The sequence below is a fragment of the Microbulbifer sp. ABF4_107 genome (assembly GCF_056312215.1).
This window is the reverse complement of the sequence record NZ_CM149983.1, coordinates 1,190,086-1,209,189: the sequence shown is the minus strand read 5'-3', so window position 1 is coordinate 1,209,189 and position 19,104 is coordinate 1,190,086. Positions and strand designations below refer to the sequence as shown.

The 19,104-nt window shown below is 54.8% G+C and carries 11 protein-coding genes; 3 read left to right on the top strand and 8 right to left on the bottom strand.

The window, feature by feature from the left end:
* Positions 1–21: 21 nt before the first annotated feature.
* A complete protein-coding gene (locus tag ACYX4K_RS04980) occupies positions 22–1,323 on the bottom strand; it encodes an MFS transporter (RefSeq protein WP_475093217.1) in 1,302 nt (433 codons plus the stop codon).
* 225 nt (positions 1,324–1,548) lie between these two features.
* On the opposite strand from ACYX4K_RS04980, the gene ACYX4K_RS04975 reads away from it, so the two are divergent.
* Positions 1,549–3,366 (top strand): carbohydrate-binding protein, encoded by a 1,818-nt coding sequence (locus tag ACYX4K_RS04975; RefSeq protein WP_475093219.1) that lies wholly within the window; start codon positions 1,549–1,551, stop codon positions 3,364–3,366.
* 80 nt (positions 3,367–3,446) lie between these two features.
* Here the strand turns inward: ACYX4K_RS04975 and eno are convergent, their stop codons facing one another.
* The 3 genes from eno to ACYX4K_RS04960 are packed head-to-tail and all read right to left on the bottom strand — an operon-like array spanning position 3,447 to position 7,227.
* Positions 3,447–4,730 (bottom strand): phosphopyruvate hydratase, encoded by a 1,284-nt coding sequence (gene eno / locus ACYX4K_RS04970; protein WP_476178775.1) that lies wholly within the window; start codon positions 4,728–4,730, stop codon positions 3,447–3,449.
* A gap of 17 nt (positions 4,731–4,747) precedes the next feature.
* Positions 4,748–5,740, bottom strand: coding sequence for a phosphotransferase family protein (locus ACYX4K_RS04965; RefSeq protein WP_475093221.1), 993 nt, complete (start codon positions 5,738–5,740; stop codon positions 4,748–4,750).
* Between the two features lie 2 nt (positions 5,741–5,742).
* Positions 5,743–7,227 (bottom strand): aldehyde dehydrogenase family protein, encoded by a 1,485-nt coding sequence (locus ACYX4K_RS04960; RefSeq protein ID WP_475093222.1) that lies wholly within the window; start codon positions 7,225–7,227, stop codon positions 5,743–5,745.
* A gap of 265 nt (positions 7,228–7,492) precedes the next feature.
* On the opposite strand from ACYX4K_RS04960, the gene ACYX4K_RS04955 reads away from it, so the two are divergent.
* Positions 7,493–9,922 (top strand): agarase, encoded by a 2,430-nt coding sequence (locus tag ACYX4K_RS04955; protein ID WP_475093223.1) that lies wholly within the window; start codon positions 7,493–7,495, stop codon positions 9,920–9,922.
* Between the two features lie 404 nt (positions 9,923–10,326).
* Positions 10,327–14,406 (top strand): carbohydrate-binding protein, encoded by a 4,080-nt coding sequence (locus ACYX4K_RS04950; protein WP_475093224.1) that lies wholly within the window; start codon positions 10,327–10,329, stop codon positions 14,404–14,406.
* Between the two features lie 99 nt (positions 14,407–14,505).
* Here ACYX4K_RS04950 and ACYX4K_RS04945 read toward each other — a convergent pair whose 3' ends face one another.
* Genes ACYX4K_RS04945 through ACYX4K_RS04930 form a run of 4 tightly spaced genes read right to left on the bottom strand, consistent with a single transcriptional unit; the run spans position 14,506 to position 19,099 of the window.
* A complete protein-coding gene (locus tag ACYX4K_RS04945) occupies positions 14,506–15,276 on the bottom strand; it encodes a ThuA domain-containing protein (protein ID WP_475093225.1) in 771 nt (256 codons plus the stop codon).
* Positions 15,277–15,287: 11 nt separating this feature from the next.
* Positions 15,288–16,976, bottom strand: a complete 1,689-nt coding sequence (locus tag ACYX4K_RS04940; RefSeq protein WP_475093226.1) for a GMC oxidoreductase — start codon at positions 16,974–16,976, stop codon at positions 15,288–15,290.
* 28 nt (positions 16,977–17,004) lie between these two features.
* Complete coding sequence (locus ACYX4K_RS04935) at positions 17,005–17,529, bottom strand: gluconate 2-dehydrogenase subunit 3 family protein (protein WP_475093227.1); 525 nt, start codon at positions 17,527–17,529, stop codon at positions 17,005–17,007.
* A 58-nt stretch (positions 17,530–17,587) separates the two neighbouring features.
* On the bottom strand, positions 17,588–19,099 hold the full coding sequence (locus ACYX4K_RS04930) for a tryptophan halogenase family protein (RefSeq protein ID WP_475093228.1): 1,512 nt from the start codon (positions 19,097–19,099) through the stop codon (positions 17,588–17,590).
* Positions 19,100–19,104: the final 5 nt, after the last annotated feature.

The following is a 19,104-nucleotide window of genomic DNA, read 5'->3' as shown; positions in this document are numbered from 1 at the left end:
CAATATTTTCAGGTAGAGGGGTCAAGCCGAAGGCTTGGCATCTTCGAGATCAGGGTTTTGATTTGGGCGCTGCATGGGAATTTCTTCAATCTTCCCAACCAGGAACACATAGGCGCACAGCCCTAGCAATGCCAGGGCTCCGATCAGGGCCAGCGCGGGGCGGAAGTCACCATCCTGTACCAGGAAGCCAATGGCTACGGGGATGGTTACGGCGGAGAGACCACCGATAAAGTTGAAACAGCCTCCCACCAAACCGACCATTTGCTTCGGGGCGATCAGGGAGACAAATACCCAGTTGATGGAAGCGAGACCGTTGCCGAAGAAGGCAAGGGACAGGAAAAAGGTAACGGCGGCAATCGAGTCCACATAGTTAGCACCAATCACGGAGCCGGAAAGTAGCAGGCCGAGAATTACCGGTGTCTTGCGCGCAAACTCGTTCGAGAAGCCACGCCGCACCAGCCAGTCCGAGGTAAACCCGGAAAGCAACACCCCGCAAAAAGCCGCCAGAAACGGCACCGATGCCAGTAAACCGGTTTTAAGATCTCCCATTCCCCGGTATTCGGCGAGATAGGTCGGGAACCAGGTAAGGAAGAAGATCAAGGTGCTGCCGAGGCAAAACTGCCCGATATAAATACCCCAGAGCTTGCGGCTGGAGAATGCCAGACGGATATTGTCCCAGCTGACCGCCGCCGGTGTTTCAGTGTTCTCCCTTCCCGACGACTTCTGTCCCTTCTCATGCCCGGTCGCATCGCTATTCTCACCCCCGGGCTCACGATACAGCCAGTACCAGATCGCCGCCCACACAATGCCGATCACACCGGAGACAATAAACAGCCCGCGCCAACCGAACCACTCCTGAATCAGGGCCAGTACCGGCATCAGAAAGGCCAGACCAATAAACTGACCAGAGGTGTATACGGCAATCGCGCTGGCCCGCTCCTGCTGAGAGAACCATTGGGTAACGATCTTGTTATTGGCGGGATAGGATGGCGCCTCGAAAAAGCCGATTGCCATACGGCATCCGACCATCGCCGCCAGAGAACTGACCAGTCCCTGCACGATGGTCGCCAACGACCAGGCCACCAGGATAAACGGATACAGAATCCGTACCTTCACCACATCCACAATCATTCCACCGGGAATCTGCATGATGGAATAGGTCCAGGCGAAGGCGGAGAAGATAATCCCCATCTGAACCGGGGTAAGACTCAGGTCCTGAGAAATCGCATTGGCCGCCACCGAGATATTGGTGCGGTCCATATAGTTGATCACCACACTGATAAAGATCAGCGCGAGAACTCCGAATTTATTGGCTGCTTTCATACCGCTACTGCATCGTCGTTGTTATTGATTGTTATTGGTTGGTGTTGGCCGGTGTTGTGTCCAGGTGAGGCAGCTCTGAAACCCAGAAAATGCGAACGAATACCCAATCCACACCTGCACAATCATCAGCCGCTTCAAATTGTTAACAATTAACAGTAACCTAAGCGCTCCGATATAACAATAACCCGCTCATCCAGTGTTGGATGGAGCGCAAGGAGCAAAGCGATGAAGACCTCGAAACGCGCACTGGCTGCGCTGATCCTTTCCACCCCCCTACTTTCGAGTGCCGCTATGGCCGCAGACTGGGATGGCATTCCCGTTCCCGCCGATGCGGGCGCCGGTAACACCTGGGAGCTGCACCCACTGTCAGACGATTTCAACTACAGCGCCCCCGCAAACGGCAAAAGCAGCACCTTTTTTGAGCGCTGGAGCGAAGGCTTTATCAACCCCTGGCTCGGCCCGGGCGAGACCGAGTACCACGCGCCCAACTCTTCCGTGGAAAACGGCAACCTGGTGATCAAGGCCACCCGTAAGCCCGGCACCATCAAGGTCCATACCGGTGCGATTCACTCCAAGGAGAGCATGACCTACCCGCTGTACATGGAAGCGCGCACCAAAATCACCAACCTCACCCTGGCCAATGCCTTCTGGCTGCTCAGTTCCGACTCCACCCAGGAAATCGACGTACTGGAATCCTACGGCAGCGACCGCCCCAGCGAGACCTGGTTCGACGAGCGCCTGCACCTGAGCCATCACGTTTTCATCCGCGAACCCTTCCAGGACTACCAGCCCAAAGACGCCGGCAGCTGGTACCCCAACCCCAACGGCGGCACCTGGCGCGACCAGTTTTTCCGTATTGGTGTTTACTGGATTGATCCCTGGACCCTGGAGTACTACGTAAACGGCGAGCACGTACGCACCGTATCCGGCCAGGACATGATTGACCCCTACGGCTACACGGGCGGAACCGGTCTCAGCAAACCCATGCAGGTCATCTTTGATGCCGAGCACCAGCCCTGGCGCGATGCCCAGGGTACCGCGCCCCCCACCGACGAAGAACTGGCGGATTCCAGCCGCAACCGGTTTGAAGTGGACTGGGTGCGTTTCTACAAACCGGTACCGGCGGGCGACAACGGTGGCGACAATGGCGGTGGCAACCCCGGCGATGGTGGCGAAACCGGTAATGGCGACACCATCACCGTAGAAATGGGCAGCTTCACCGATACCGGTAAAAGCGGCAGCGCCGTCGAAGGCGATACCGTGGTCGGCTTCAATGCCAACGGCGAGAACATCAACTACAACACCCAGGGCGACTGGGGCGACTACGCCGTCAACTTCCCTGCCGCGGGCTATTACCAGGTCTCCGTGGTTGCCGCCTCACCGACAACCGCGGGCATCGGTGCCGATATTTCCCTCGACGGCAGTTTCTCCGGCACCATCAACATGAGCAGCACCGGCGCCTGGGAGCTGTACGACACCTTCACCCTCGCCGATCCCATCTACGTTGCCAGCGCCGGCACGCACACCGTGCGCGTACAAAGTACCGGCGGCAGCGCCTGGCAGTGGAACGGGGATGAAATCCGCTTCACCCAAGTCGAAGACAATGGCACCCAACCGCCCCCCAGTAGCGGTGAAAGCGTCACCGTAGAAGCGGAAAACTTCGACACCGTCGGCGGGACCTTTGACGACGGCCAGGCACAGGCGATCAGCGTGTACACCACCAATGGAAGCACCGCGATCAACTACGTCAACCAAGGGGACTTCGCCGACTACACCATCAACGTCCCTGCCACCGGAAACTACAACATCACCTACTACGCGGGATCCGGCGTTAGCGGTGCGAGTATTGAGTTTCTAGTGAACGAGAACGGCAGCTGGAACAGCAAAACCATCGCCACCGTTCCCAACCAGGGGTGGGACAACTTCCAGGCGGTATCTGGCAACAGTGTTTATCTGGAGGCGGGAAGCCAGCAGATTCGGTTGCATGGTGTGGGGGGTAATGATTGGCAGTGGAATCTGGACAAATTTGTATTGAGCAATTGACCTGCCAGATTCTAAAAACAAAAAACCGGATCTGAATTCAGTTCCGGTTTTTTTGTATCTGCTCTGAAGGTGATTTCCAGTCAGGAAAATATTGTCTGATAAAGCTCCGCCCCCACAAACCGCGCCCGGCTACCCAGGCTCCGCTCAATCCGCAGTACCTCATTCCATTTCACCATCCGCTCACTGCGGGCAAAGGAACCTACTTTTAGCTGGCCCGCATTGGTCGCAACAGCGAGATGGGCGATAAAGGCGTCTTCGGTTTCGCCGGAGCGGGCGGAGACGACGGGGAGCCAGCCGGCTTGCTGGGTCATTTCGATGGCGGCCATGGTTTCGGAAACGGTGCCGATCTGGTTGAGTTTGATCAGTACCGAGTTGGCGAGCTGGCTGTCGATACCGTTCTGGATGCGTTCGATATTGGTGGTGAACAGGTCATCGCCGATAACCTGTACGCGCTTGCCCACTTCTGCGGTGAAACGCTTCCAGCTGTCGAAATCGGTATCGGCGAAGGGGTCTTCGATGGAGATGATGGGGTACTTGTCACACCACTGGATCATCAGGTCGCAGAATTCCGTTGGCGTGAAGGAAGCACCATCTTTCTTCAGGTTGTAGCGTTGACCATCGAAGAGGTCGCTGGCAGCGATGTCCAGTGAGATGGCAACGTCTTTGCCTGCTTCATAGCCCGCCATGCGCACGGCTTCCAGCAGTACTTCGAAAGGTTCTTCGTTGCTGTCGAATGCGGGCCACCAACCGCCTTCGTCGGCAAGACCGACGCTTTTTCCCCGCGCCTTCATCACTTCGCCGGCGGCGTGGTAGATATTGAAGGTCATTTCCAGGGTTTCTTCGTAGGTCTTGGCACCCACGGCGATAATCAGGAAGTCCTGAATATCGATGGCCCAGTCGGCGTGTGCACCGCCACCGAGGATTTGAATTTCGTTCAGCGGCAACAGGGTGCCCTGCCCTTTGCCAAGGTATTCATACAGCGGTACACCGCGAGCATTGGCCGCAGCGCGGGCACACGCCATGGACACACCGAGGGTGGCGTTGGCGCCGAGGCGGGATTTGTTGGTAGTGCCGTCCAGCTCCACCAGTTTGTTGTCGATGGCTTTCAGATCGGTGACCGGCATCCCCTTTAACACGGGGGCGATTTCTTTCTGGATATTTTCAATGGCCTTGAAGACGGACTTGCCGCGAAAGCGCGCCTTGTTCCCATCGCGCAATTCCAGCGCTTCAAACTGCCCGGTGGATGCACCACTCGGCACCAGGCCGGTACCGCTGACGCCACTTTCGAGGGTGACCTGTACTTCTACGGTAGGAAAACCGCGGGAATCGTAAATCTGAAAGGCGTCAATACTCTGGATATTCATGGTTTTCTTACCGTTATTCATTCAGCGGTCAAAAGCTCGGTCCATTGGTGGACAAGTTGGTTAAGTGTTTTGGGGGAATCAGGAATTACTGCGTACGCAAAATCCCGTACGGTCTGCTGCTGGCTGCTGTCGAGGTATTCCACCGGGGATTTTCCATCCACCCGGGCCAGCATCAGCATGGGCAACAGGTGACACAGCCGCGCCTCGAATGCGTCGTCGACGACCGCATCTGCAGATGTGGCGTAGCTTTCCCACACTTTCAGGCCGAGGCCGAGTATCTGCGCGGCATTTTTGGGCCGGTACAGCGCTTTCAACAGGAAATGATTCAACAGAAAGGCCACATCGAATACCGGGTCGCCGTACCAGGCGACTTCACAATCCAGTATCACCAGCCGGCCACTGCCCACCATCAGATTTTTGGGGCTGTAGTCACCGTGAATGAGGCAGGTTCTGGTACCCGCAATCCGCTCGGCTTCTGCCGTGAAATACGCATTCAACTGCGGGTGTCGGCTTCCGGTTTTCAGCAAGTAGGGATCCAGCCGCAGTTCGGTGAAGTCTTTGAGGGTGTCAAATTTTTCCCGGGCAACCGCATCCCCGAGAGATCGGCGGTGAATGGTTCCAAGATAGTCGCCGGCGAGGCGCGCGTACTGCCGGTCGTATTCGCCCAATAGCAGGCGGGACTTCCAGTTTTCCAGGCCACCTTCAATCATCTCCATACAGAAAAAGTAATTTTCCGTATCAGAGTAGAGAATGGCGGGTACGGATTCCGGCAGGAATACGCCCACATAGCGGAGGTATTCTTGTTCGGTGATATTGCGTTTGATATCCGCAAACCAATCATCTTTTACCTTGAGCTTGTCCAGCGCGCGCTTCACCACGAAGCGCGACTGGCCGTCATCTACCAGCAGGATTTCACAAGAAACCCCGCCGGAGAGCGGGGTAAAGGTTGCATCCTGTGAGAGCAGAAGACCTTTGTCGATCAGGTAATTACATAACGCTACCTGATCCACACTTATTCCTCTTCGGGTTCGGCAATCGACAGATTGCGGGTGTAGTCCAGCATGGTTTCACGGCTGTTCACACCGCCACCCATACCACTGGCACTGCAGGCGCCGTAGGGGAGTCCGTAAGCAAATACGTTGTGGGCATTGACCCAGCTATTGCCGGAAACCATTTTCTTGGCAATGGCGATGGCGCGGTCGTTGTTACCGGTCCAGACACTGTTGGCGAGGCCGTAGTCCAGACTGTTGACCTGACGCAGTGCGTCCGCATCGTCTTTGAAGGTGGTGATATAGGCGACCGGGCCGAAGATTTCTTCGCGGAAACAGATGTTTTCTTCAGAGCCCATCAGCAGTGTTGGGCTGACGTAATAACCGGAGCGCTCCGCATCGGAGATATTCTTGCCACCGTAAACCACTTCGGCGCCCTGTTCCTGGCCTTGCTGAATATACCCGTTGACGGTATTCAGTTGACGTTCGCTGACCAGCGGGCCCATCTGGCTGTTCTCGTTCATACCCGCTTTGATCAGCACCTTGTCCAGCTCCGCCTTTACCTTATCGATAAATTCAGAGGCGACGCTCTCATGCACAATCCAGCGGGTGGCGGTGCAGCATACCTGCCCGGTATTCAGGGTAATGGCTCCGGCAAGGCCGGCTGCCGCCGCGCTGGTATTGGCATCGTCACAAATAATGGATGCACCCTTACCGCCCAGCTCCAACTTCACTGGCTTCAGGTTCGCGCCACAGGCTTCGCCAATCAGGCGGCCAACCCGGGAGGAGCCGGTGAAGGAAACAAAACGCACTTTCGGGTGGCGGGTGAACACGGTACCCACTTCCGGACCGTCACCGGGCAGCACATTAATGACGCCCGCAGGGAAACCCGCCTCTTCTGCCAGCTTGGCGAGATACAGAGTGGACAACGGAGTCACTTCAGACGGTTTAACCACCACGGTGTTACCCGCGGCCAGTGCCGGCGCAATGCCCCACTGGCACAGGGTCAACGGGAAATTCCAGGGAAAGATAAAGCCGACCACGCCGTAGGGAAGACGTACCTTGCGGGCCTGCTTCATACCGGTCAGGGTCAACGGGGTTTCAAACTCTTCCTTTTCGCACAGGTCCGCGAAGTAGCGCAGGCATTCGATACCAAAGGGGACGTCAAAGCCTCGGGCGTTCTCTACCGGCTTGCCTACATCCAGAGCTTCCAGCTGCGAGAGCTCTTCTGCATCCCGTTCACACAGATCCGCGAGTTTGCGCAGCAGCGTGGCGCGCTCGGCGGGTGTGGTGTCCTGCCAGGATTGAAACGCGGTATGTGCAGCCTCAATGGCCTGTTCCGCGTCGGTGGCGACCGCTTCCGCAATGTTAGCCAGGGGAGATTTATCTGCGGGGTTCTCCACCGCCATGGACTTGCTGGTGCCGCCGGTCACCCAGGCACCATTGGAATAGAAAGGAACGGGGGATTGCCCAAGGAATGCCTGGACTTTCGCGGTAGTTTCAATCATCACTTTACCCATTATTGTTGGTTATCGACGCAAGGTGGGACTGCTCTGAACCCGACACTACCTTTTTTGTTAACAATCTACAACGATTTTGAGGCGCTCTCCGCTCAATTTATATTCAAGCGCCACCTACCCCGCCAAAAAGACACGCCTGGCATAAATGTTCCAACTCTGACCACTTTGTTAACAATTTACCATTTACAAATAGATCACGACGCTATTAGCATCCTTCCCTACAAAAATCATAAAACGAGATTGGAGAGAACGGATGAAGCCGCATTCCCTGCCCGCACGATTTGCCCTATTGACCCTCACCGCCGCTCTGGCTGCCTGCGGTGGCGGCGGCAGTGGCGGTTCCAGCAATGACCAGCCGCCACAAGACGGTGGCGAAACCCAACAGGACACGAGACCAGATGCGTTCTCCTTTACCGCCGTCTCCGATGCCGAAATGGGCACCACCTACATCTCCAATACCATTACTGTCTCCGGCATTAACACCGCGGCCAACATCAGCGTTAGTGGTGGCGAGTACTCGGTAAACAACGGGGATTTCACCAGTGACGCAGGTACCGTGAATAACGGGGACACCATTTCCGTTCGTGTCACCACCAGTACCGAATCCATCACCGCAGTCACTGCGTCACTGACTATTGGCGGCGTTAGCGCAGACTATTCGGTGACCACCATGGCAGAGCCTGCGGAACCCGAGCCCCCAACTGACGATGCGGTAAAAGTAGACTTCAATCTGAATATGCGTCACACCGTTGGTGGGGAATCAGAATTTGATCGGCGCAAGTTTATTACTGTGCATGCCTCCAATATTGAGAACGATTGGTTTGGCGGCAACTCGCAAAGCGCCGGCGCCCCCAATGACGACCCGAACCTGATGACCAATTTCCTAGAAGGCTACGACGTGTATTTCGGGCGGGATACCGGCGGTATGAAGTGGCAATTAAGCCAGCTCCCGGAGGATGGCACACGCGCCGGTTTCATTGATGTTGAGGCAGCAAAAACCAATGGCGGCGGTGTGCGCTGGAATTACACCGAAGGCACTACCGATAACGCGGCCTTGGCACGGAAGCACGAGCATCGGGCAACGGATATGGTTGTCGGTGGTCAACAGCACCCTTATTGGCCCAACGGTGACGACGTGGGCATGGGCTGGTCATTCTCCCAAACCGACACTGAGGAAGAACCACTGGGCACGGCGGTCGGCCACTATATGGCGAACTACCTCTACGAGTATTTCAATCGCGGCGGCAGTGACACCTACGGTCAACCGAAGCCCGTGTTTCTGGAAGTGATGAACGAGCCGCTCTATGACCTCGTTGACTATCCGAAAGATAAAGACGCAGGCACTACACCGGAAGACGTATTCAAATTCCACAATGCGGTCGCTAATGAAGTCCGAGCCTACCGGGACCAGTGGGGCCTGGCTTCCCACGAAAATGTCTTGATCGGCGGTTACACCGTTGCTTTCCCAGACTTAGAAAAAGACAATTTCAACCGTTGGGAAGAGCGCGACAAGCTGTTTATCGATATTGCCGGCACGAACATGGATTTCCTGTCCGTGCATTTCTATGACTTCCCATCTTTCAACGGTACTCGCCAGCTGCGCCGCGGCAGTAACGTGGAAGCCACCTTCGACATGCTCGAACAGTACAGCCTGATGGCAACCGGCGAGCGAATGCCGTTTCTGGTTTCCGAAATTGGTGCCACCGTGCACAGCATGATGAACGACCCCTGGACTCCGGAGCGGGACGGCTACAAGCTGCGCGCGCTGAATGGCCTGACCATGAATATGCTGGAGCGCCCGGACCAGATCCTGAAATCCATTCCGTTTGTCACCATCAAAGCGGAATGGGGTCGTACCGAGGTGCCCTACACCAACCGCCTGATGCGCCAGAAATTTGAAGCCGAAGGGGAGACCGGAGACGCCTGGGTATATACAGAATTTGTGAAGTTCTACCAGCTATGGTCTGACGTAAAAGGCACGCGGGTAGATAGTTGGGCCAGCGATCTGGATATTCAGGTAAACGCCTATGTAGATGATAAAACGGCCTACCTGGTGTTGAACAATCTGGAGCAGGAAGACACCGAACTTAACCTGGCTGCACTGGGTGTCGATGGAAACAGCCTGCAAAGCGCAACCATCAAAGAACTCTATTACGACACGGATGGCAAGCCGGTGCTGGACGTAAGTGACGGAGCAGAACTGCCACAGATGTACACGCTGAAGTCCGAAGCGACGACCATTCTGCAATTGACTTATACGAACTCAATTGCCGTTGATGGTGATGGGACAGAAACTAAATACTACGCCGACAAATACAAGCAGGCCATCAGTGCCGATGCCAAGTTGCAGCTTGCAATTAATGACGTGGTGGTTGGCGATACTGGTGAAGCGGTACTACGCTTGGGCGTTGGTCGCGAGCACGGCAAATCCCTGACGCCGAGCGTTACGGTGAACGGTAATGCGGTCACCGTCCCGGAAGATTACCAGGGGTACGATCAGTACTACGGCGGCAAAGGCCGCGCACAGTTTTTTGGAGTACTCGAAATTCCCGTGGATCTCGAATACCTGAATGAGGACAACATCGTAGAAATCGTGTTTGAGGACGAAGGAGGTTTTGTCAGTACGGCAACACTGCAGGTATTCAATACCTCGTCAGCACTCGCGCGTGGCGTCCGTGAATAATTCAAGTTCATAGAAAAAAACAACTACGAGCTTTTTCAGCTTTCTTTTCACCCTTTTCAGGCCGGTGGTTTCCAACCCCGGCCTGCCTTTTATTCCCCCTCCACTTCTCGAGAACTAGAGGCAGTTCTCATCCCCGCAAAAAACATGAGCGAATTACACGACAATTCCAATCAAACATATTGTAGATTGTTAACAGTTTATTGTTTAATCCTTGTGACGGCAGATATAACGCTAACAACGCCGCACTTCCAAACCTTTCACAACATACGGTTTTTGCGGCAACTGCAGTCGATCTGGAGCCACTCACTGTGCGCTCCGCCATTCCGAGGTACCGGCGGAACGCCCGAGCGGTTCGAAAATAATAACGACACCCGATGTACCGTGTCTCAATCTCGGAGCAAGCGATGAAACTCCCTTACCCCAGGCGCCCACTGGCGCTGGCACAGTCTGTGCTGGCCGCTGGTATCGCCTTCAGTACGGCAGCGACGGCGGCGGATTACCGCATCGAGGCGGAAGCCTTCAGCAGTGTAGGCGGCACCTACGCTGATGGGCAGCCACAAAAAATCAGTGTTTACACAGTCAACGGCGTAACCGCCATCAACTACGTCAACAAAGGCGACTACGCCGAGTACTCCCTGCAAGTAGCCGAAGCGGGTACGTACAACCTCCAGTACCTGATTGGTACCAGCGTGGCCTCCGGTGCGGAGATCGACTTCCAGATCGGCAGTGGTTCCAGCTGGACCTCGCTGGTTAAAAAAGCTGTTCCCGCCGGAAACTGGGATAACTTCCAGCCACTCGATGCCGGCAACATTTCCCTGCCGGCGGGCACGGTCAATCTGCGTGTGGTTGGCTCTGGTAGTAACGACTGGCAGTGGAACCTGGACGCACTGGAACTCACCCACGTCAGCACCGGTGGCGGTTCCAGTAGCAGTTCCAGCAGCGGCGGCAGCAGCTCCAGTAGCAGTGGCGGTGGTAGCCTCGACCTCACCGTAGAAGCAGAGAGCTTCTCCCAGGTCGGTGGTACTTACGCCGATGGCCAACCACAAAAAATCAGCGTTTACTCCGTAAACGGTGCGACGGCGATTAACTACGTCAATAAAGGCGACTACGCGGAATACACCATATCCATTCCCCAGGCCGGCAACTACGACCTGACCTATTTCGCTGGCACAGCGATTAACGGCGGTCGTATTGACTTCCAGCACAACAGCGGTGGCAATTGGCAGACTCTGGCACAAACCAGTGTTCCCAACGCCGGTTGGGATAACTTCCAGGCACTGGTCGGTGGCAGTGTCTACCTGCCCGCCGGCGCTCAGCAGATCCGCGTGTACGGCGGTGGCAGCAGCGACTGGCAGTGGAACCTGGATCGCTTTGAACTGAGCTACGACAGCGCAGGCTCCGGCTCCAGCGGCGGCTCATCGTCCAGCTCATCTTCTTCCAGCTCAAGCTCATCCAGTAGCTCCAGCTCCTCTGGTGGTAGCAGCTCAAGCTCTTCTTCCAGTTCGTCGAGCTCGTCCTCCTCAAGCTCCGGCGGTTCGAGCTCCGGTGGTAGCAGTCCCGGTAACGGCAGCCCGGTTTCCGGCACCTTCACCCTGCAGGCCGAAAGTGCACACGTTGTGGGTGGTGATATCGATACCTACGCCATCAACGGCGGTACGGCGGTGAACTACTTCAATAGTGGCGACTACCTCGAGTACAACCTGAGCCTGGATCAATCCGGTCTTTACCGTCCGAAATTCTTCGTTGGTACCGGCAACACTTCCGGAACGTCTGTTGGCCTGATGGCCACCGACCACGAGGGTGAGCTGGTCATCAAGAACACCACTGATGTACAAAGCCAGGGGGGCGACTGGGACACTTTCTATCTGCTCAACGCCTCCAGCGAAATCAACCTGTTCGCCGGCGACCTCACCATCCGCATCTACGGCGCGGGCAGTCAGGACTTCCAGTTCAATATCGACTACGCCACTTTTGAACGTGTGGGCGATGCGAACCTGGCCCTTGATGGCGACGGCGACGGCACCCCGGATGTGGACGATCAATGCCCGAGCACGGACCCAGCAGAAACCGCCAACAGCGTAGGTTGTGCGCCCTCTCAACTGGACACCGATGAAGATGGCATTACCGACAATCTGGATCAGTGCCCGACCACGGGCGCCGGCGAGTTTGTCAACGCGGTCGGCTGTGCCAGCCCCGGCGGAGACGATGACGACTTCGACGGCGTACTGAACGGTGCCGATCAGTGTGCAAACACCCCGTTCGGTCAAAATGTCGACCCATCTGGCTGTACCGGTTTTGCCGACAGCGATAACGACGGTATCGCCAACAGTGCGGACAACTGCCCCTCTACCCCTGCAGGTGAGTTTGCCAATGAGTCTGGTTGCTCTGCCTCACAAGTGGGTAACAGCCACGCCGCTACGGTAACGGTCAACGCCAATATCAAGCACAGTGTGAACGGTGTTTCCGACTTCGGACGCAAGCGCCACATCACCGCACACACCACCATTTACGAAAATGATTGGAACGGTCATTCGGACAAGCTGAACTATTTCGTAAATACCCTGGATGTGACACTCGGTCGCGATAACGGTACCGCCACCTGGAAATTCCAAGACACCAAGGAAGATCCAAACCGGGACAACTGGCCGGATATGGACTACATGGTGGAACGTGGGCAGGAGCTACGTGAACTGTACGAAGGCAATCCCTTCTACAAACGCTTCAGTGCTGAGAGTACTGAGCTAATCGCCGGTACCAACCCGCACCCAACCTACCCGACTCTGAGCTGGTATGACAACGGCAAAACCTGGCACAACTGGCAGCCGATGAATATCGAGACCTCTGCTGCCTGGATGGGCCAGTACCTGAAGCACTACTACGCCAACTCCAGCAACGATTACCTGGGCGACCCCATGCCCAAGTACTGGGAAGTGATCAACGAACCGGATATGGAAATGAAAACCGGCAAGTTTATGGTCACCAACCAGGAAACACTGTGGGAATACCACAACCTCGTAGCACAGGAAATCCGCTCCAAGCTGGGCAACGAAGCACCCATGATTGGCGGTATGACCTGGGGTCAGCACGACTTCTACCGTCGCGATGGTATCTCCCGCTTTGCGGACGATAACTACGACCAGTGGATTACCAACGAAGACCCGGAAGTCCAGGAAAGTGCACGCGCCTTCTTCCGCGAGGCCATGACCACCACCGTGGATGACACGCGCAATCAGGATTGGTACCAGTGGGACGTTATGTGGAAAGGCTTCATGGATGCCGCCGGCCACAACATGGACTTCTATGCAGTACACGTCTATGACTGGCCTGGAGTAAACGATGATTCTCGCTCCACGTTGCGCCGCGGTGGTCACCTGCCCGCCATGCTGGACATGATGGAGTGGTACGAGGTGCATAAAAACGGCGAGGCCAATCGCACCCCAATCGTGCTTTCCGAATACGGTGCCGTACAGGGTGGTTGGGACTATCTGCCCCATAACAATCGCTATGAGTCCGAGGTGATCAAGTCCTTCAACGGTATGCTGATGCAGATTCTCGATCGCCCGGATTACGTGATCAAATCAATGCCATTTACTCCAGCCAAACCACTGTGGGGCTACAAGCCATTCGGCTGTGGCTATGAAGAAGTGCGCACCTGTACCGCGCCCTACCACTACAGCATGATGAAAGAGTCTCAGCTGAATAACGACGACTGGCACTGGTCTGACTATATTCAGTTCTTTGAGCTGTGGGCTGATGTCGACGGTACCCGTGTTGACAGCGTTTCCAGCGATGCGGATGTGCAGGTGCAATCCTATGTAGACGGCAATGAGCTGTTTGTCATCATCAACAACTTGGAAACCGTTGCAACTACCATCAATCTCGATGTCGCGGGCCTTGGGTCTGCTGTACAAAATGTTGAAATGCGTAATATGCACTTCGATGGCAGCTTCGACACCGTGACCGATCGTCATCATATGCAGCAAGCACCAAGTAATCTCACTTTGGCGGCCGACGGCACCGTTGTACTCCGTTACTCCCTGAGCAACAACATCGCCGTTAATCAGACCATGGACGAGAAAAAATACTTCGGTGAGAGCGTCAGTGGCGGCAGTGAGCCGCACCGTATCTCCGTCGCCGGTGGTGCGAAAACGCTACAGGTGAACAACGTAACGGTTCCGGCTGGCTATGCGGAAGCGCAACTGCGCCTTACCGTGGCCCTCTTTCCGGGTGAAGACGACAACCCCGACAGCCTGCTGCAAATCGACAGCCTGACCATCAATGGCCAGACCGTTGAGACGCCACTGGACTGGCGTGGACGCAAGCAGAACGCGGCAGAACGGTACTTCAACACCCTGGAGATTCCCGTTCCGGCTGACGTACTGCAGGCCAACAACACCATCAGCGTCGACTTCCGACACAATGGTGAGTTGACCGTCGCCAACCTGGTTGTCAAAGACTACAGCACCGTGCCGGTGCGCAACTAAGTCTCCTTGACCACAAGGTAAAACAAAAAACCCCGCCCTGTTACCAGGGCGGGGTTTTTTAATGATTCAGTAAACGTTAAAGGTCGAGATCATCGGAACCTATTCGATCCCTCTTCCGGTCGCGGCCCAGTAAATTCCACCATAAAGGTGCGACAAAAACATGGCATTACCGTAGGACGCCGGCAAATGGCCGAGGCCCGTGTAGAAAGCACGGCCGCCATCGTACTGTTGGTACCATGCAACGGGATGAAACTCACTCATACCGTTGGACTTCACATCACCCCATGCGGCCTGTGCCTTGTAGGTGGTTTCATCCACGGACAAAAGATACTTCAGGGAATCGCTGTGCTCCGGCCCATAGGTGTAATACTCTTCGGTCCACAGGAAACGCGCTGGCATATACTCGGCACCCGGAAATCCCGCCTCCAGCACATCCACTTTCGCAGACTGTATTGCGGGATGAATCACAAAGTTCCGCCCTACCAAGCCCCGGTACCAGGACCAGTCGTACTCGGTATCCGCTGCAGAGTGGACGCCCACATATCCGTTCCCTGCGCGGATAAAGTCCTGGAATGCATCCTGCTGCTGCTCATTCAGGACATCACCAGAAGTCAGCAAAAAAACGACCACATCGAACTGTTGCAGGTTTTCCGCGGTGAAAACTTCCGCACTGTCCGTGTGCATCACCTCAAAGTTGTGTAACCGGGAAAGCTCGGTGAGCGCGGATACTGCGGCGGGGATACTGTCATGTTGCCAACCCGCTGTTTTGGTAAACAACAGAGTCTTGAACTGGCTGGCAGCAGCAGGGCCGGCCACTGTCATCAGGGCCAGCAGTGATGCCAATGATCGGATTGTGTGTGTTTTTGTCATTCGGCCTCTCCCTAGATTTGTCCCTGCGCCATCTGGCGATGGGCATAGTCTACCGCCCGCGCGGTAAACGCCATAAAGGTGATCGAAGGATTCACACAGGAGACGGATGAAAACGCAGCACCATCGGTGACGAACAGATTTTTCACATCGTGACATTGGTTCCACTTGTTCAGGTAAGAGGTCTCCACCGAATGCCCCATACAGGCGCCACCCATTTCGTGAATCGCGCCTCCCGGCGGTGCCTCGCCCTCAAAGCGGCGGATTTTTTTAAGCCCCGCGGCTTCCAGCATTTCAACTGCGGTATCGCTCATATCCCGCACCATCGCGCTTTCGTTTTCTCCATAGGCCACATCGGTGACGAGCAATGGCATACCCCACTTGTCTTTTTTGGACGAATGGAGATAGATACGGTTTTCATACCTCGGCAGGCTCTCGCCAAAACCCCACATGGTGAAGTACCAGTTGCCCGGCTGGCTCACGCTTTCCTTGAAGGCTTTGCCAATCCCCTTTCCCGTTTTGGCCCAGTGCCACCCTGCACGGCTGGCACCGCACTGGAAACCATAGCCGCGTTCGAACTTTCCGTGCTTACTATTGATATTTCGGAATCGGGGAATATAGACTCCGCCCGGGCGGCGTCCCTTGTAATAGTCCTCAAGGTAACCAGGCACCATGCCCGAAGCCCCGCCCCCGCCACAGTGGTCCATCACATAACGACCGAGCACATCAAACCGGTTGCCAATCCCTTCAGGAAAGGCCTCGGATTTTGAATTCAGCAGAATCTGTACCGAGGCCAGTGTAGAGGCACACATAAATACGGTACGCGCAGACACCTGCTTGCGCTCTCCGCTGCGCATATCAACATAGGCCACGCCAGTGGCGCGGCCGCTGGCCTGATCGTACAGCACCTCCTGAACCTGGGCATTCGCCACCAGCGTCATATTGCCGGTGCGCTCGGCGGCCGGCAGCGCCGCCGAATTGGAAGAATAGTAGGCACCAAATGAACAACCGCGAGGACACTCGCTGCGGGCCTGGCACTGCACCCGACCCAGTTCCAGGTGCTGCTTCTGGGGTTGTGTGAGATGCGCGACCCGCGCAGGGATAAAGTGACGACCCGGAAAAGTTTTCTCAATTTTCTTTTTCATATCCCGCTCTACCACATTGAGCGGCAATGCGGGCAGAAACCTGCCGTCGGGCAAAACATCGAGTCCTTCATAGCTACCGGAGATTCCCACAAACCGCTCCACCCGGTCATACCAGGGCTCGATATCCTCATAGCGCACCGGCCAATCGATACCATTGCCATCCAGCTTGTTGGATTCAAAATCCAGTTTGCTCCAGCGGTAACTCTGCCGACCCCAGATCAGCGACTTGCCACCCACCGTGGCGCTGCGGTACCAGATAAACGGTTTTTTCTGTTCGTAAGGGTGGTCTTTGTCATTGATCAGGTGGTGGCGGGTGTAATCATTGTAGATATACACCTCTTTCTGGATATGCTGCTCCGCCTTGAACTCCTCCGGCACATCACCGCGGAAAGGCATTTGCCACGGAGCTTTACCCTCAGTTTTATACTGACCGTGTTTGACCATCTCACCCCGGTCCAGCACCAGGGTTTTGTAGCCCTTTTCACAGAATTCTTTCGCCGCGTAACCGCCGCTCATACCGGAGCCGACGACGATTACGTCGTATTCAGTATTGCTCATTATTGCTTTCCTTCAGACATGTTTCGCGTTACAACCAGGCGCGCCCGACTTCTGCCAGCTTGATTTCTTTGTAGGGGCCTGGAACCGGGTCGTAACGTAGCGCTTGAGTGGCGCCGACTTGGGAGGTGTAGTAGCCGATTACGATAAGCTCTTTGAGCTTTCGATATGCAACGAATTCATTATCCGTTCCGAGAAAATCATCCAATTCTTGGACTCGGTGTATTTGAACTTCAGAAGGTAATGTTAAAAACACGTCAGTGGAGAATAGAGAATTTACGTCTCGAATAAGCTCCTTCGACATATCAGGAGAAAGAAATTCAGTCAGATAATACTGAATATAGCCGGGAACTCCAGCCTGGCTCGCCGATGGCGTATCCGTTTCAGGAATAATAATATCGGAGATGATATCTAAAAAATCGCCACTCAAACCTTCGGTAGAAGCCGCAGGACGGGGCGAGTACGACAGGGCTACGTTTACAGCCTTTACATTGAGTGAGGCGAGACTACAACCGAGCACAGCCGCCATGTCGACTAAAAACTTACGCCTTTGCATATAAACTTACTCCTTTACCGCCTGGATATGATTAGAGCCTTCCACAAGGAGAAAAATATCAGGCTTCATCGCTAGAAAAGCTATTCAGAAACTCGCCGTGAGGCTGATGATTCAGAGCGCATCGATTGAAAAATTCGCGAAAATTTTCCAGATTTACTTTATCGACATCCTCTTGTGAGGGCGAAACCAGGGCGCTCTCGTCTGGGAACAACCCCATACCACACAAAATATAGTGCCACGAGTGATTACTGTATGCCCCATCAATCTTCAAGTGCTTGAGCAATCCCGGAAGATCGCCGCTATCGAACCAGCAATTGAATACAGCACATATCTCACGACTCGCAGGGCCGGGCTTTTCACGATTATCAATCCAGTACTGGGTATCCGACCTGCTATTGATCAGAAAATGAACGGATATATAGTCCCGCACATCGTCATAACTTTTATTGACGGATCGGTTGAAAATATCGCGAAATCCTTGATCGGTATTTCCGTGTTTAAACGCATTAATAAATCGAGAGATTGTTTGCTGTGTTAATGCTAGGGAAGTTGCTTCAAGCGGCTCAATAAAGCCTTGCGAGAGGCCAACCGCAACACAGTTGTTTACCCAGTGCAGTTCACGCCGACCAATTTTCATGGAAAGATGACGCACTTCCACGGAAGCATCTGCTCCAGCATGTTCGCGCAGCTCTGCCTCCGCCACTTCAGCACTGGTGTAGCGACTACTATACACATAGCCGTAGCCCACCCTACTTTTCAGAGGAATTCGCCAAGCCCATCCGCTCTTCAACGCTGTTGACACAGTCTCGCAGGATGGCTCTTTTTCCGGTGGCATCGCCAGGGTTACGGCCCGATCATTCCACAGAGTGTCTGCGTAGCTTTTGAACGGTGTTTTCATCGTATCCCCGATCAGCAAAGCCGCAAATCCCGAACAGTCAATAAACCAATCCGCAGAAAATTCTTGTCCCGTCTCATCAGTGACATTAAGAATATTGCCCCTTCCATCGAGGGTAGCATCAGTAATCAGCGCATCCCGATGAATGACATCTCTCGCCAATGCTGTATTCTTTAAGAATTGTGCCAGCAGGCCGGCATCGAAGTGGTAGCCGTACTGTACCTCGAATGGAAAGTGATAGGGCGTAACCGGGCAGAGATTTTTTTCAGAAAGGTAGTGGTTATAAGCAAACACATTCGGGTGTGCATGCACATTTTTCCCCGAGCGCCTGACGATCGAATTGTGAATTAGCGCCTTGGCGCGATCACGATCAAAGTAGCTATAGAACGGATGAAAGTAGCTCTCAAATCCCGGTTTTTCCGACCAACGATCAAATGTGATCCCTGTTTTGTAGGTAGCGCTACAAGCAGGCATCCATTCATGCTCGGAAATGTCAACCTCATCAAAGAATGACTTTAGAGCCGGAGTAGAACCCTCCCCAACACCAATGATTCCTCGCTTGCTCGACTCAATAAGTTCAATATTCCATGCATCGCCGACAGCCTTTTGCAGCATCAGCGCGGCCATCCACCCGGCAGTTCCACCGCCGACAATGATCAGTTTCTTTTTATTCATAGTTA

Coding starts and splice junctions, on each gene's coding strand:
- ACYX4K_RS04980 (WP_475093217.1), bottom strand. CDS start 1,323: ATGAAAGCAGCCAATAAATTCGGAGTTCTCGCGCTGATCTTTATCAGT.
- ACYX4K_RS04975 (WP_475093219.1), top strand. CDS start 1,549: ATGAAGACCTCGAAACGCGCACTGGCTGCGCTGATCCTTTCCACCCCC.
- eno (WP_476178775.1), bottom strand. CDS start 4,730: ATGAATATCCAGAGTATTGACGCCTTTCAGATTTACGATTCCCGCGGT.
- ACYX4K_RS04960 (WP_475093222.1), bottom strand. CDS start 7,227: ATGATTGAAACTACCGCGAAAGTCCAGGCATTCCTTGGGCAATCCCCC.
- ACYX4K_RS04955 (WP_475093223.1), top strand. CDS start 7,493: ATGAAGCCGCATTCCCTGCCCGCACGATTTGCCCTATTGACCCTCACC.
- ACYX4K_RS04950 (WP_475093224.1), top strand. CDS start 10,327: ATGAAACTCCCTTACCCCAGGCGCCCACTGGCGCTGGCACAGTCTGTG.
- ACYX4K_RS04945 (WP_475093225.1), bottom strand. CDS start 15,276: ATGACAAAAACACACACAATCCGATCATTGGCATCACTGCTGGCCCTG.
- ACYX4K_RS04940 (WP_475093226.1), bottom strand. CDS start 16,976: ATGAGCAATACTGAATACGACGTAATCGTCGTCGGCTCCGGTATGAGC.
- ACYX4K_RS04935 (WP_475093227.1), bottom strand. CDS start 17,529: ATGCAAAGGCGTAAGTTTTTAGTCGACATGGCGGCTGTGCTCGGTTGT.
- ACYX4K_RS04930 (WP_475093228.1), bottom strand. CDS start 19,099: ATGAATAAAAAGAAACTGATCATTGTCGGCGGTGGAACTGCCGGGTGG.